The sequence below is a fragment of the Aeromicrobium sp. 10G20-16 genome, assembly GCF_055809665.1.
The window spans coordinates 2,050,724-2,065,606 of record NZ_CM147919.1; the positions used below are offsets into that span (position 1 = coordinate 2,050,724).

The following is a 14,883-nucleotide window of genomic DNA, read 5'->3' on the forward strand; positions in this document are numbered from 1 at the left end:
GTTGCCGATCGACGCTGGTCAGATCCGACAACGTCGTGCTCAGCGGCCGGCTCGGACCGGCCGACCGGCAAGCTCGTCGACGACCAGGTCGTCGTCGCGGACAACGGTGCGTCCCGCGACGATCACCCGGGCGTAGCCGGTCGATGGCAGGCTGCCGTGCTCGTAGGTGGCGCGATCGGTCACCCGCTGGGCGTCGACCACCACGACGTCGGCGTCGCATCCGGCTCGCAGGCGTCCCTTGGCCGCCATGGCGGGCACGAACGGCTCCAGGATCTGCGCCGGCCCGAGCGTGCAGCGGCGCACCGCCTCGACCACCGACACCATCTGCGTCTCCCGGACGTAGCGCCGCCAGAACCGTGAGAACGTCCCGGCGGTCCTGGGGTGCAGGCTCGTCGAGGCCGGCGGCGGCCACGCGTAGGGGTCGGACTGCTCGGCCGGCCACGTCAGCGGCATCGCGTCCGAGGCGACGACAGTTCCCGGGAAGGCGAAGCAGCGGTCGAGGACGGCGCGGTCCGCGGCCCGGGACTCTTCCAGGAAGTGGACGATCGCGACCGATCCAGGATCCTCTTCGCGCAGCTGCCTCAGGTGTGCGGCATCGCGGACCCGTTCGCCGGTGGGGCCGTGCACCAGTGACGACGGCTGGAGTCCACGCTCGGCCAGACGCTCGGGTGCGAGGAAGTCGGCGCTGATCGCCGTGGCGCCCGCGCCGTAGGGGTAGGCCTCGGTCGTGACCGGTGCAGGCGAGCGTTCGATGAGCCGGTGCACGCGATCGACGTGGTGGGTCGACGTGCTGTTGACGTGGCAGTAGTGCGCGCGGACTCCGGTCTCCGCCGCGGCGCGGACGATCTCCTCGGCGCCGTCGACGACGGCGTCCGGCACCTGCTCGACCAGGTCGCGTGCGTGCGTGAAGGTGGACACGCCGTGCTGGGCGGCGAGCTGGCTCACCGCCTGGTACTCCTCGGGATCCACGCGCGGGGCGTACCCCATCAGGACACCGACACCGATGGCACCCGCGTCGAGGTCGCGCGCGATGCGCTCGATCAGCTGGGCGTGCTGGCGCGCGGTGGACGCGGCCTTCCATCGTGGGTCGCCGAAGTGGTCCAGCGGATGGGCCATCTGGGCGACGGTCAGACCGCCGATCTCGATCATCCTCGCGTGCTGCCAGGCCGCCGACGCCCCGTAGTGGATGGCGCGCCCCTCCGCCGCGACGCGTTCGTACCAGCTGGCGACCTCGGTGAACCCGCCTTCGAGGTCCAGGGCGGTGGTGACGCCGTCGCGGGCCTGCAACCGGCTGCCCGCGACGCTCTGGGCGTGGCTGTGCAGGTCGATCCACCCGGGGGCGACGATCATCCCCGTGGCGTCGACCACCTCGGTCGCCTCGACAGGCTCGGTGGTGATCGCCGTGATCGTGTCGCCCGTGATGGCCACCGTGGCGACCGCGTCGTGACCGGACTCCGGGTCGATGACCCGCCCGCCGACGATCGCCGTGTCGCAGGTGAGGGGCTTGTGCGCGTGCCGCATGGGTTCACACCTCCTCGCCCAGTGTCGCGGGACGCACCGCAGCACGCATCGTGCGCGCGCACCAAGGAGTCGCCCGGCGGCAGTCGTTCACCACAAGGCAGGCTGCAGGGTCCGGCTCAGCCGGCGAGGGTGGCGGGCAGGGTCTCGTAGCCGCGCAGGATGCGGGTGGGTCGGCGGGTTGCTCCGGGCTCGAGGCGCAGGTCGGGGAAGCGGTCGAAGATCGTGCGCAGTCCGACCTCGCCCTCCATGCGGGCGAGGGCGGCCCCGAGGCAGTAGTGCCGACCGGACGAGAAGGACACGTGATCGGACGCGTTCTCGCGGGTGACGTCGAAGCGGCCCGGATCGTCGAACACGTCGGGGTCGCGGTTGGCACCGGCCAGCAGCGTGGTGACCATGGATCCCCGCCGCACCTCCACGCCGGCGATCTCGGTGTCGCGCGCCGCCATGCGACCGGTCAGCAGCACCGGCGGGTCGTACCGCAGCACCTCGTCGACGGCGTTGGCCCACCCCTCGGGAGCGCTGCGCAGCTGGGCGAGCTGGTCCGGGTGGTCGTGCAGCAGACGGATGCCGTTGCCGAGCAGGTTGACCGTGGTCTCGAACCCGGCAGCCAGCACGAGTCCGGCGGTCGACTTCAGCTCGTCGTCGGTGAGCACGGCCCCGTCGTCGTCCTGGGCCGTGACCAGCTGGCTGAGCAGGTCGTCACCGGGGTTCTGGCGCACCTGCTCGATGTGGCCGACGAGCCACTGCTCGAACTCGGTCAGCGACGACTCGACGGTGTGGAAGGTGCGCCAGCCCAGGCCCAGGTCGAGCGAGGGAGCGGCGCCACTGCCGAAGGCCAGCACCCGGTCGCGGTCGCGTGCAGGAACGCCCAGGACCTCGGCAATCACCGTCACCGGCAGGAGGGAGCAGTAGCGGTCGACGAGATCGACCGGGCGGGTCGGGTCGAGGTCGTCGAGCAGGTCGTCGGCGATCTGCTGGGTGCGGTCGCGCAGGCGCTGCACCGCCTTGACCGAGAACACCCGGGTGACGAGCTTGCGGTAGCGGGTGTGGTCCGGGGGCTCGGTGACCAGCAGCGACGGGGGCGTCAGTGGTCCCATCGGCGCCGATCGGAACGCCCACTGCGCGACCTTGGCCAGCGGACCACCCGGACCGAAGTCGACGCCGCTGCGCATGTCGGGACTGGTCAGCACCTCCTTGACCACCGGCTGGGAGGCGGTGACGAAGGCGAACTTCGAGCGGTGCAGGGGACCCTCGGCGCGGATGCGGTCGAGCAGGTCGAGGGTCGTGGCCTCGTCGGAAGCCTCGATGAGGCGTCCGTGCAGGTCGCCGCGACGTGCCGATCCCTGGATGGCCATCCGGGGCACGGCGTGCCCCAGCCCCCAGCGCAACGTGCGGGCGGCGCGCGTCTCGATCTGTTCCTGGACCGACATGGTGCTCCTCACCGTGGTTCCAATACCGACCGGTATCGAGTACTCATGAGTATCGTAGCCCCGATGTCAACACTGCCGCCCACACGTCCCGCCACCCGCCCGACCCGCGACGTCGTGCGGCGGGCGCTGCTGGACTCCGCCGCTCGGGTGTTCGCCCGCAAGGGCATCGACGCCGCCAGCCTCGACGACGTCGCCGCCGACGCCGGGTTCACCAAGGGCGCCGTCTACTCCAACTTCGGCAGCAAGGACGGACTGGTCGCGGCCCTCGCCGACGACCGGGTCACGGCCTTCCTGGACCTCGGTCTCGACGCCGTCAGCGACGTCGACGAACCGCTCGCGCAGCGCGCCCAGGCCCTCGGCGACCGCCTCACCGCGGCGTTCGACGAGCAGCGCGACTGGACCCTGCTGTTCCTCGAGCTGTGGCAGCGATCGGTGCGCAGCGGCCACGTCGACGCCGCCTTCCGCGAGCGCCGGCGCGGACTGCACGCCGCGATCACCGCGGCGATCGAGCACCACTTCGGCACCGCCGGCGTCGCCATGCCCCTGCCCCCGTCCGAGCTGGCCACGCTGCTGATGGCCCTGGCCAACGGCCTGGCCATCGAGCGCCAGGCCGACCCCGACGCCGTGCCCGACGACCTCCTGGGCCGGGTGCTGTCGCTCTTGGTGGCGGACTGAACGCGAGCGAAACCTAGGGTTCTCAATGGCGCCGGAAGTGGGCGCCGGCACGACCACCTAAACGGCCGCGCCCACGTCGCCGCTTCGTCCGCTGATTGCCTTTTTTGTCGCAGTGGGTGCGTGGCTCGCAGCGCTGGACCAGATCAATGAGTAGCAGCCAGCTGAACCTTCCGCTTCGCCGGAAGGTGTCGGCTCATGGTCACCATGTCTCCCTCATCAGGCTCACCGAATTTCGCCCTTCGCGACACCTCGTTCCATCTACAGTAGTCACGGCGAAAGGTGAAGATGATGGGCTTCTCGGTCAAGGTGGCACCGGGCGTACGGGTGCGGGCTTCGTCTCGTGGCGTGCGGACGAGTATTGGTCCGCGGGCGGCACGTGTTCATGTTGGTTCGGGACGTACGGGGTTCTCGACCGGCGCTGGTCCCGTGAGCTACTACACGAGTGCGGGCGGGTCGTCCCGTTCCAGGCCGCGCGGCTCTGGAGCTGCTGCGCGCGAGCTTCGTTCCGCCACTCAATCTCCGGCAGCTGCCGAGAAGGCAGCCGAGGGGCGTCGTCTCGCCGCGGCCCTGGACGCTGTGGCGAACCTTCACCGAGAGTCGTTTCCTGACGCGCAGCCCCCACGTGCGCCTGACCCGCAGCCCGTTGACCGTGCGGCCGTGACCAAGCGCCATGTTGCCGAGGCCAAGCGGTCCACGAGCGTCTTCGCCCGGACAGCCCGACGTGAGGCGCTGGCGACTGCCATTGCGAACGCAGAAGTCGAGATCGCCCAGCTGACGTCTGACGCGGCCGCCGATCGTGACGTCTACCAGGCAGACCTTGACCACTGGTGGAACAACCTTCGTGCGAACGATCCAGGCACGGTCATAGGTGCCCTTGCGGCAGCGTTCGAGGACAACGAGGCTGCTGCGGCACCGATCGGGTCCCAGGGTGATGCGGTGTCGATCGTCGTCCTGCTGCCCGACCTGGACGCCGTCCCGGAGCGACGTCCCACCCTGACCGCTGCCGGGAACGTCAGCCTGAAGAAGTTGACGAAGTCCGAGACGAATGCGTTCTACGCCGAGATGGTCGCCGGCCATATGGTCGTGACCGTTAAGGAGGCGTTTGCCGTCGCACCCGGCATCCAGACCGCGCACGTCGTCGGGCTCCGCATCGGGCGCACTGATGCATACGGGCAGCCCGTCGTGGATGTCCTGGCGGCCGCCGAGCTGAAAAGGGCCTCGCTCTCGGGCGTCCGGTGGGACACCGCGTCGGCCCTCACCGTTCTCACAGACACCAGCGCCGACCTACTCATAGACCTCAAAGGCCGCACGTCCGAGCTCGTCCCGCTGGACCTCACGTCACGTCCTCACCTTCAAGCGGTCATCGACGCCGTCGATGTCGCCGAGCTTGCCGGGTGACGCGTCAACGCGACCCGCAGACCAACCCAGATGGGCCCTGCATCTCGTTGAAGCGCACAGCGACCGTCACCGTCATGCTCGTCCCAGCTGTTGCGGGCTGCTCCTCAGCTGGTTTCAGCGGCGATGGCTCCGGCGCCTCCTCGAGGCGTCACTGGTGCCGGCTTCGTCTGATCCCACCCCGACCGCACTGCCAGCACCTGCCTTCAAGCTCCTGAGCAAGGTCGAGATGGACGACGACTTCCGGGGAATGGGAACCCCGTCGGCGCGTTTTCGGTCAGCAGGCGCCCGCGGCTCCGAGTGCGCCTCCTCCTCAAATCCCACCACCCGTCCAGATGCGCTTGCGACCGAGCCCCGACGCAATCGAGCCCCTGACAGCATTTCTGTCAGGGGCTCGATCTCAGGTTGGTGCGCGAGGGGGGATTTGAACCCCCACGCCCTTGCGGACACTGGCACCTGAAGCCAGCGCGTCTACCGTTCCGCCACTCGCGCGTGGTCCCACCGGGGCAGGACCGAGGACTGAGTCTAACAGGGGTTCGCGGGTGTCCAGAACGGTGGCATGCGGCTCTGTTCGCCGTCTCCCGTTACGATCGACTAGTCAAGCGCCAGTGGTGCGATCGCGTGCGGGAGGTGAGCGTCAGATGGCAGGGGTCCTGCAACGGTTCGAGCAACGCCTCGAAGGAGCCGTCACCGGAGCGTTCGCCCGCGCCTTCCGCAGCGCCGTGCAGCCCGTCGAGATCGCCGCCGCGCTGCAGCGCGAGGTCGACAACTCCGCGCACATCCTGTCGCGCGAGCGTCGCCTGGTGAACAACGACTTCAGCGTCGAGCTCTCGCCGGCCGACCACGAACGCCTCACCCCGTTCGGCGCCACGCTCGTCGACGAGCTGAGCACCCTGATCACCGATCACGTCACCGAGCAGCGCTACACGCTCGCCGGCCCCTTGACGATCGCCTTCGTGAACACCCCCGAGCTCGGCACCGGACGATTCCGTGTGCGCAGCAAGACCAACGCGTCGGTGTCCGGCGGGGCCATCAAGCCCGAGGTGCGGTCCAACGTCAGCATCGAGGTCAACGGGGCCACCCACCCGGTGCCCAACGAGGGCCTGGTCATCGGCCGCGACGCCGAGGCCGACCTCAAGATCGACGACCCCGGCATCTCACGGCGCCACGCCCGCATCACCGTGCACCGCAACGGCGGCGACACCACGGTGTCGATCGTCGACCTCGACTCCACCAACGGCGTGGTCCTGAACGGCCACCGCGTCACCACGGCCGTCGTGGCCGACGGCTCCGAGGTGCGCCTGGGCAACACGATCATGGTCATCCGCGTCGCCGGGTCGAGGTGACGGGCCGTTGTCCGAGCTCACCCTCACGCTGATCAAGCTGGGCTTCCTCGCCGTGCTGTGGCTGTTCGTGCTGTCGGCGGTCTCGGTCATCCGCTCCGACATCTTCGGCACCAAGGCGCCGGCCCCCGCCCGCCAGCGCACCCCCAAGACCAAGGCGCAGGGCGCACCCAAGACCAAGCGCTCCCGTAGGCCGTCGCGCGGCAACCCGTCGTCACTGCACGTCGTGTCCGGCGCCAACCAGGGCCAGAGCGTTCCGCTCGGTGAGGGCCCGATCCTGCTCGGCCGCGGCACCGACGCCGCCATCCGACTCGACGACGACTACGTCTCCACCCGTCACGCGCGTTTCGCCACCAACGGCGAGCAGTGGTTCGTCGAGGACCTCGGATCCACCAACGGCACCTACATCGGCAGCCAGCGCGTCACCACCCCCGTTCCCGTCGGCCTCGACATGCAGGTACGCGTCGGCAAGACCGTCGTCGAGCTGCGGAAGTAGTCGGCCATGACCGCCCTGACCTACCGCTACGTCGCGCACACCGACGTCGGCCTGCGCCGGTCCAAGAACGAGGACTCGGGATACGCCAGCAGCCGCCTGCTCGCGATCGCCGACGGCATGGGTGGAGCCGCGGCCGGCGACCTCGCGTCGTCGTCGGCCATCGACGTCGTCCGCCGCCTCGACGACACCCTCGACGGTGACGCACTCACCGCCCTGCAGACCAGCGTCGAGCTCGCCAACGCGCGCCTCGGCGAGCTGATCAAGGCCGACCCCGCCGTCGAGGGGATGGGCACCACGCTCGAGGCGATGCTGTGGGACGGCGAGAAGCTCGCGGTCGCGCACCTGGGCGACTCGCGCATGTACCGGTTGCGTGACAACGCCCTGGCCCAGCTGAGCGCCGACCACACCTTCGTGCAGAGCCTGGTCGACGAAGGCAAGCTGACCCCGGCCGAGGCCCGCGTGCATCCGCACCGGTCGCTGCTGCTGCGAGCCATGCTCGGCCGCGACGACAACCAGGCCGACTTCAGCTGGATCCAGCCGTCCCTCGGCGACCGCTACCTGTTGTGCAGCGACGGACTCTCCGACATGGTTCCCGATCAGCTCATCGAGCGGGCGATGCAGTCCGAGACCATCGACCTCGCCGCCACCGAGCTGATCCGCCTGGCCATCGAGGGCGGCGGGCACGACAACATCACCGTCGTCATCGCCGAGTTCGTCGAGGCCGACACCGAGGTCGATCCCGACTCCTCGTCCGCCGACGGCCGACCCCAGTTGGTGGGAGCGGCGGCCGAGCAGCGCCAGCAGCCGCGCGACCGGACGACCGCCACGCGGGACGCGATGTCGTCGGAGGTCGACGAGGAGGTCATGCGCTACGCGCCCCGCCCACCCGGCTCCCGCCCGTGGGTCCGGCGCACGGCACTGGGCGTGGTGCTGGTCGCGATCATCGCCGCTGCCGGCTTCGGCGCGTACAAGTGGACCCAGACCCAGTACTACGTGGCCGCCAGCGACGGCCGGGTCGCCGTCTACCAGGGCGTGCCCTTCGACGTGCCCGGGGTGAACCTGCACCGGGTGGCCGAGGTCAGCGACATCGAGCTCACGACCCTGCCCGAGTACAGCCGCTCACAGGTCGAGGCGGGGATCGAGGCGCAGAACCGGGCCGACGCTGACGACATCGTCGCCAACCTCGAGCAGTTCGTCGCTCCCACCCCCAGCCCGTCCGCGACCCCCACGCCCACGAAGACACCCTCGGCGGCGTCCTGATGTCCGCCGCCGCACCGGTGTGGGTGCCGCGCAAGCGTCGCGGTGCCGAGATGGTCCTGACGGCCATGGCCGTCGGGATCAGCGTGTTCGCCTACGCCGCGGTCGGCCTCGGCACCACCGGATCGATCCCGTCCGACACCTTCAAGCTCGGCGGCGCGGTCGCGGTCGTGGCCATCGCCACCACGCTCGTCGTCCGGCGCCTGGCCCCCTACGCCGACCCGGTGCTGCTCCCGCTCGTCATCTGCCTCAACGGACTCGGCCTGGCGATGATCTACCGCATCGACAAGGGCTGCGCCGACTTCTGCCTCCAGGGCAACTTCCAGCCGCTGGCCAACGCCCAGCTGCTGTGGACAGCGCTCGGCATGATCGCGTTCTCCGTCGTGCTGTTCGTCGTGCGCGACCACCGCTCGCTGCAGCGACTGACCTACTCGTTCGGCTTCGCCGCGATCGTCCTGCTGATCCTGCCCCTGCTTCCGGTCATCGGCCAGAACATCCGCGGTGCCCGCATCTGGATCAATCTCGGCCCGTTCAGCTTCCAGCCCGGCGAGGCGGCCAAGATCTGCCTGGCGATCTTCTTCGCCGGCTACCTCGTCGTGCACAAGGACGCGTTGGCCCTGGCCGGTCGGCGGGTGCTGAACGTCGACCTCCCGCGCGGACGCGACCTCGGACCGATCCTGGCCGGCTGGCTCATCAGCGTCGGCATCCTGGTGTTCCAGCGCGACCTCGGGTCGTCGCTGCTGTTCTTCGGTCTGTTCGTCGTGATGCTCTACATCGCCACCGAGCGCCCGGGCTGGCTGATCGTCGGCGGCGTGCTGTTCGTCGTCGGCTCCTACTTCGGCTACCTGGCCTTCGGCCACGTGCGGGCGCGGTTCGACGTGTGGCTCGACCCGTTCGGCGACCCCGATCGCAACGGCCAGATCATCAACTCCTTGTTCGGCCTCGCGCACGGCGGTCTGCTGGGCCAAGGGCTCGGCGAGGGAAGCCCGCAGCTCACCCCGTTCTCGTTCTCGGACTTCATCATCGGCGCCATGGGCGAGGAGCTCGGTCTCACCGGCCTGATGGCGATCCTGCTGATGTACGGCCTGATCGTCGAGCGCGGCCTGCGCATCGCCCTGACCTGCCGCGACGCCTTCGGCAAGCTGCTCGCCGCGGGTCTCGCGGTGTCCTTCGCGCTGCAGGTGTTCGTGGTCGTCGGCGGCGTCACCCGGTTGATCCCCCTCACCGGCCTGACCACCCCCTTCCTCGCCCAGGGCGGGTCCTCGATCGTCATGAACTGGGCGATCATCGCCCTGCTCCTGCGCATCAGCGACCAGACCCGACGGCCCGCCCCCGAGATCGCCACCTTCGACAGTGACGAGGAGACACAGGTGGTGAAGCTCGCATGAACCACCACCACACCTCACCCCGGTCGAGCGAGAACCACCCATCAGGAATGGTGGTGAAGCTCGGATGAACCACCACCACACCTCACCCCGGTCGAGCGAGAACCACCCATCGGCAAGGGTGGTGAAGCTCGGATGAACAAGCCCATTCGCTACCTGGCCATCGGGTGCCTGGTGATGTTCCTGGCGCTGGTCGCCAACGTCAACTACGTCCAGTACGTCGAGGCCGACTCGCTGAACAACAAGCCGAACAACCGGCGCGTCATCGACGAGGAGTTCTCGCGCGACCGCGGTCCCATCCTCGTCGCCGGCGACCCCATCGCCGAGAGCGTCAAGAGCAAGGACCGCTACGTCTACCAGCGCACGTACCCCGACGGCGGGCTCTACGCGCCACTGACCGGCTACTTCTCCTACATCTACGGCCAGTCCTGGATCGAGCGGTCCGAGAACAAGGTGCTGTCCGGCAGCGACAACCGGTTGTTCGTCAACCGCGTCGTCGACCTGCTGTCGAACAAGCAGCCCAAGGGTGGCAGCGTCGAGCTCACCATCGACCCGCTCGCGCAGAAGACCGCCGCCGAGGGCCTCGAGGCGCTCGGCAAGGGCACCAAGGGGGCCGTCGCGGCGATCAACCCCCAGACCGGCGAGGTGCTGGCGATGGTGAGCCAGCCCTCGTACGACCCCAACCGGCTGGCCAGTCACGACTTCTCGAAGGTCAACGCCGCGTGGGACGAGCTGACCACCGACAAGAACCAGCCGATGCTGAATCGCGCCACCCAGCAGATCCTTCCGCCGGGGTCGACGTTCAAGCTGGTCACGGCAGCCGCGGCGCTCGAGGACGGCGTCGTCAAGAACATCGACGACAAGGTCAAGGCCGGCAGCTCGCTGAGCTTCCCGGGCATCCAGTACAAGCTGGTCAACGAGAACGGATCCAACTGCGGCGGCAACGAGATCACTTTCGAGCAGGCACTCAACGTGTCGTGCAACGTCGCGTTCGGCGGGCTGGCCGGAAAGATCGGCCAGCAGAAGCTGGCCGAGCAGGCCGCCAAGTTCGGCTTCGGCACCGATCCGCTGTCCGGCATCCCCACCAGTCCCAGCCAGTTCACCTCCGCCGGCACCGACCTCGAGGCGCCCCAGCTGGCGCAGAGCGGCATCGGTCAGTTCGAGGTCTCCGCCACGCCCCTGCAGATGGCGATGGTGGCCGGCGGCATCGCCAACGAAGGCACCGTCATGAAGCCGTACCTGGTCAAGACGGTCCGGTCACCCAGCCTGAGCGTGCTGAGCCAGGGCAAGCCCGAGCGGCTCAGCCAGGCGATGAGCGCCACCAACGCCGCCAAGCTCGAGCAGATGATGATCAGCACCACCGAACGCGGCACCGCCACGTCGGCGCGCATCGCGGGGGTCGATGTCGGCGCCAAGACCGGCACGGCACAGTCCGCGCCGGACCGCCCGCCGTACGCCTGGTTCGTCGCCTTCGCGCCTGCCGAGAACCCGCAGGTGGCCGTCGCCGTCATCGTGGAGTCCACCAAGATCTCCCGCGACGAGATCGCCGGTGGCCGACTGGCCGGGCCGATCGCCCGCTCCGTGATGGAGGCTGTGCTCGGCAAATGACCCCGTTCCCCACTCCAATCACCGCACCCGCACCTCACTCTGGGAGACTGACGACATGACCGAATCCGGCGACGAGCCGATCCGCCTCGGCGACCGCTACGAGCTCGGCGGTCTCCTGGGTCGTGGCGGCATGGCCGATGTCAGGGTCGGGCGCGACCTGCGCCTGGGTCGCACGGTGGCGGTCAAGCAGCTGCGGACCGACCTGTCGGCCGACGACACCTTCCAGGCGAGGTTCCGTCGTGAGGCGCAGTCCTCGGCGGCCCTGAACCACCCGTCGATCGTGGCGGTCTACGACACCGGTGAGACCACGGGTGCCCACGGCACGCACGTGCCGTACATCGTGATGGAGTACGTCGAGGGCCAGACGTTGCGCGACATCATGCGCGGTGCCGAGAACGGGCGCAAGATCCTGCCGGAGCGCGCGCTCTCGATCACGGCCGACGTGCTCAGTGCACTGGACTACAGCCACCGGTCGGGGATCATCCACCGCGACATCAAGCCCGCCAACGTCATGGTCACACCGGCCGGCCTGGTCAAGGTCATGGACTTCGGCATCGCCCGCGCGATCGCCGACACGTCGTCGGCCATGACCCAGACCGCCGCCGTCATCGGCACCGCCCAGTACCTGTCACCGGAGCAGGCGCGTGGCGAGACCGTCGACGCCCGCAGCGACATCTACTCGACCGGTTGCCTGCTGTTCGAGCTGCTCACGGGACGTCCGCCGTTCGTCGGCGAGAGCCCCGTGTCGGTCGCGTACCAGCACGTGCGCGAGGAGCCCAAGGCGCCGTCGCAGCTCAACCCCGAGGTGAGCCAGTCGGTCGATCACATCGTGGCCAAGGCGCTGGCCAAGCGGGTCGAGGATCGCTATCAGAGCGCCGCCGACATGCGCAAGGACATCGAGCGGGTGCTCGCCGGCGGCGAGGTCGAGGCTTCCGCCTCCACCGCCGTCGTGGGCGCGGCCACCGCCGTGGCCCCCGCCGTGGCAGCGACGCCCCGCCGGACCGAGCCCGGCGCCCGACGCGCCGTGCCCGAGGAGGAGCCGGAGAGCGAGAGCCGCTGGTGGATCGCGGCCGTGATCGGTCTGCTGCTCGTGGTCGCCGCGGTCATCGCGATCCTGCTGATCACCAACGACAGCGGCCCCGAGGCACCGGCCACCGTCACCGTTCCCGCCGTCGCCGGCAAGGAGGAGCAGGTCGCCACCCGCCTGTTGACCGACGCCGGCTTCCAGGTCGAGACCCAGCAGCGCGCCGACGCCGACATCGCCGAGGGATTCGTCATCGAGTCCGATCCGGCCGAGGGCGACGAGGCCGAGAAGGGCAGCACCGTCACGCTCGTCATCAGCAGCGGGCCGGAGCAGGTGACCATCCCGGACCTGCAGGGCTTCACCTACGACAGCGCCAAGAGCCGGCTCGAGGACCTCGGTCTGAAGGTCAAGAAGGACACCGCCGACGACCAGGCCGAGAAGGACCAGGTCATCAACACCAACCCGCCGTCCGGTGAGTCGGTCGAGGTCGGTTCCACCGTGACGATCATCGTCTCGCGCGGTCAGACCACCGTGCCCAACGTCGTCGGCCAGAAGCAGGCCGACGCGCAGAAGGCGCTGGAGGATGCCGGCCTGAAGGTCACGGTGCAGGAGGATCCGGCGGCGACGCAGGACAAGGGCATCGTGTCCGACCAGTCGTTGACCAGCGGTCAGCGGGTTCCGCAGGGCACGGCCATCACCATCACGGTGTCGACCAAGCCCGATCAACCCGATGTCCAGGACGGCGTGGCCGACCAGGGCAACGGGCCAGGGCAGTAGCGCCGGGGACCGGTCAGCTCACGACGGATCAGCCGTCGTCGACGCGTACTGCATCGTGACCTGGTCGTCGTAGGCCGGCACCGTGAGGTCCTCGGCGCTGCCCACCCGCAGCCCCAGTCCGTACGTGCGGGCGTAGTCCGCGAACGTCACGGTCTCCGGGGTCGAGCCCAGTGACTGCAGCATGCCGCCGACGTCGCCCACGGCGTTGATCCGGTACGGCGGCGAGTACTGACGACCGTTCAGCAGCACCGTGTTGCCGACGCACTTCACGCCCGTGGTCGAGATCAGCCGCTGGCCCTGCAGCGAGATCGCCTCGGCACCACCTGCCCACAGGGCGTTGACGTAGGCCTGCAGGTCCTGCTCGTGGACCACGAAGATGTTCGGGTCCAGGCCGGGTCGCACCCGGCTCTTCGGGGCGTCGTCGAGAACGATCCTGACTCCGGGCCCGCGGACCGACGTCATTCCGGCGACCGGCTCGAGGGCGGCGGCGTCCTTCTTCAGCGTGTCGATCGCCGTGCCGCCGACCCGGGCCGACAGCTGGTCGATCGAGGTCTGCAGCGCGTTGGCGGTGTCGCGGCGCTGGTCGACGCGCTCGGCCCGCTCGCGCAGCAGCGAGCTGAGGTCACCGCCGGACGGGCGCAGGTCGTCGCCGGAGGCGCTGACGGCGGCGGTGACGAACAGCAGCCCGCTCGCAGCGCACACCGCCATGACCGCGAGGGGCCAGCGCTGCTGCGCGTGCGAACCCCGCTTCGCGCTGCTGCGCGGCATACGGCCTCCCGGTCTGTGTGGTGCACCACTAGGCTAGACGAGACCCACTGAACCCGCGGCGACACCGCCGCCTCGTCTGGAGGACCCGTGGCACGCGACAAGACCCCCAAGGGCCCGAAGTCTCAGGGCCCGAAGCCGCAACGCATCGGTAATCGCTGGGCCGGGCCCGCCATGGTCGGGTCGGCCGTCTTCGGACTGGTGTGGATCGTGACCTACTACGTGGTCAACGGTCAGATCGACAGCTACCCGAAGGTCCTGCAGTGGTACGGCGACATCGGCAACTGGAACATCTTCATCGGCATGGGGTTCATCGTGGCGGCGTTCGGCTTCGCCACCAAGTGGGAGTAGCGGCTTCATCTGTCCCCAGCTGTGGATCCAGATGGGGATAACTACACCGGTGTAACTCGGTCCCCAGGTGTGGATCAACCTGTGGACAAACTATGAGGTGAGCGCCGCCGTGCGCAGCACGAGGGCGACCGCCCCCACGACGACCAGCACGACGACAGCACCGATCTGGGCCTGCTGACGCAGCCGCTTGGGCGAGTAGGCCACGGCCGCCCCGATGAGCAGTCCGGCCAGGAATCCACCGAGGTGACCCTGCCAGCTCACGTTGGCCCGCAGGCTCAGCAGCGCGTTGATGCCCAGCAGCACCAGCAGACCGGTGACGTCGACCTTGGCCTTGAGCTGCAGCACCAGCGCCAGCGCGAACAGCCCGAAGATGGCGCCGGAGGCTCCCACCGTCGGGGTGCCCGCCGGCGACAGCAGGTAGACCACGACCGACGAGAACACGGCCATGGTCAGGTAGGCCACGATGAACCGCCAGGTGCCGAGCGCCTTCTCCACGAACGGCCCGAACAGGTACAGGGCGTACATGTTGAACGCCAGGTGCAGCAGACCCAGGTGCAGGAAGGCTGCCGTGAACAGGCGCCACCAGGCGCCCTGGGCCACTCCGGTCAGCTCGGTGCCGTCCTGCGCGAAGCGTGTGTCGGCCAGCATCGCGCCCTGCTGGAAGATCGGCCCGTCGAAGCCACCCGTCGCCACCTGCAGCAGGTAGGCGACCACGTTGATGCCGATGAGGGCCATCGAGACGCGGCCCACGTTGGTGCTGACCAGGCCGCCGGCGATGGTGCGGGCAGAACGCACCGACTTCTTGCCCTCCGCGATGCACGTGGGGCACTGGAAGCCCACCGCCGCGTCGCGCATG

13 protein-coding genes and 1 tRNA gene are annotated in these 14,883 nt (G+C 69.3%); 9 read left to right on the plus strand and 5 right to left on the minus strand.

What is annotated here, in order from left to right; all coding sequences use genetic code 11:
* Nucleotides 1-39: 39 nt before the first annotated feature.
* Entirely contained in the window at nt 40-1,521 is a 1,482-nt protein-coding gene (locus tag AC0L5F_RS10410; RefSeq protein ID WP_473313286.1) for an amidohydrolase family protein, read from the minus strand.
* 116 nt (nt 1,522-1,637) lie between these two features.
* Complete coding sequence (locus AC0L5F_RS10415) at nt 1,638-2,951, minus strand: cytochrome P450 (protein WP_473313287.1); 1,314 nt, start codon at nt 2,949-2,951, stop codon at nt 1,638-1,640.
* A gap of 63 nt (nt 2,952-3,014) precedes the next feature.
* On the opposite strand from AC0L5F_RS10415, the gene AC0L5F_RS10420 reads away from it, so the two are divergent.
* Nucleotides 3,015-3,626: a TetR/AcrR family transcriptional regulator gene (locus AC0L5F_RS10420; RefSeq protein ID WP_473313288.1), complete on the plus strand. Its 612-nt coding sequence runs from the start codon at nt 3,015-3,017 to the stop codon at nt 3,624-3,626.
* Nucleotides 3,627-4,283: 657 nt separating this feature from the next.
* Entirely contained in the window at nt 4,284-5,024 is a 741-nt protein-coding gene (locus AC0L5F_RS10425) for a hypothetical protein (protein ID WP_473313289.1), read from the plus strand.
* Nucleotides 5,025-5,427: 403 nt separating this feature from the next.
* Here the strand turns inward: AC0L5F_RS10425 and AC0L5F_RS10430 are convergent.
* Nucleotides 5,428-5,513: transfer RNA gene (locus AC0L5F_RS10430), tRNA-Leu, on the minus strand.
* A gap of 149 nt (nt 5,514-5,662) precedes the next feature.
* Here AC0L5F_RS10430 and AC0L5F_RS10435 point away from each other — a divergent pair.
* The 6 genes from AC0L5F_RS10435 to pknB all read left to right on the plus strand — a co-directional run bounded on the left by AC0L5F_RS10435 (nt 5,663) and on the right by pknB (nt 12,911).
* On the plus strand, nt 5,663-6,367 hold the full coding sequence (locus tag AC0L5F_RS10435) for an FhaA domain-containing protein (protein WP_473313290.1): 705 nt from the start codon (nt 5,663-5,665) through the stop codon (nt 6,365-6,367).
* Nucleotides 6,368-6,374: 7 nt separating this feature from the next.
* Nucleotides 6,375-6,860: an FHA domain-containing protein FhaB/FipA gene (locus tag AC0L5F_RS10440; RefSeq protein WP_473313291.1), complete on the plus strand. Its 486-nt coding sequence runs from the start codon at nt 6,375-6,377 to the stop codon at nt 6,858-6,860.
* A 6-nt stretch (nt 6,861-6,866) separates the two neighbouring features.
* Nucleotides 6,867-8,120, plus strand: a complete 1,254-nt coding sequence (locus AC0L5F_RS10445) for a protein phosphatase 2C domain-containing protein (protein ID WP_473313292.1) — start codon at nt 6,867-6,869, stop codon at nt 8,118-8,120.
* Nucleotides 8,120-9,505, plus strand: coding sequence for an FtsW/RodA/SpoVE family cell cycle protein (locus AC0L5F_RS10450; protein ID WP_473313293.1), 1,386 nt, complete (start codon nt 8,120-8,122; stop codon nt 9,503-9,505). The genes AC0L5F_RS10445 and AC0L5F_RS10450 overlap by 1 nt, the downstream gene beginning before the upstream one ends.
* Nucleotides 9,506-9,637: 132 nt before the next feature.
* A complete protein-coding gene (locus AC0L5F_RS10455; protein ID WP_473313294.1) occupies nt 9,638-11,110 on the plus strand; it encodes a peptidoglycan D,D-transpeptidase FtsI family protein in 1,473 nt (490 codons plus the stop codon).
* 55 nt (nt 11,111-11,165) lie between these two features.
* Nucleotides 11,166-12,911 carry a Stk1 family PASTA domain-containing Ser/Thr kinase gene (gene pknB / locus AC0L5F_RS10460; RefSeq protein ID WP_473313295.1) on the plus strand — a complete coding sequence of 582 codons (1,746 nt, stop codon included), beginning with the start codon at nt 11,166-11,168 and terminating at the stop codon, nt 12,909-12,911.
* 18 nt (nt 12,912-12,929) lie between these two features.
* Here the strand turns inward: pknB and AC0L5F_RS10465 are convergent, their stop codons facing one another.
* Complete coding sequence (locus tag AC0L5F_RS10465) at nt 12,930-13,679, minus strand: DUF881 domain-containing protein (protein ID WP_473313296.1); 750 nt, start codon at nt 13,677-13,679, stop codon at nt 12,930-12,932.
* A gap of 87 nt (nt 13,680-13,766) precedes the next feature.
* On the opposite strand from AC0L5F_RS10465, the gene AC0L5F_RS10470 reads away from it, so the two are divergent.
* The gene (locus AC0L5F_RS10470) at nt 13,767-14,027 is read left to right on the plus strand and encodes a cell division protein CrgA (protein WP_473313297.1); all 261 of its coding nucleotides are present in this window, start codon (nt 13,767-13,769) and stop codon (nt 14,025-14,027) included.
* A gap of 90 nt (nt 14,028-14,117) precedes the next feature.
* On the opposite strand, the gene AC0L5F_RS10475 is transcribed toward AC0L5F_RS10470, so the two are convergent.
* A complete protein-coding gene (locus tag AC0L5F_RS10475) occupies nt 14,118-14,882 on the minus strand; it encodes a rhomboid family intramembrane serine protease (protein WP_473313298.1) in 765 nt (254 codons plus the stop codon).
* Between the last annotated feature and the right edge of the window lies 1 nt (nt 14,883).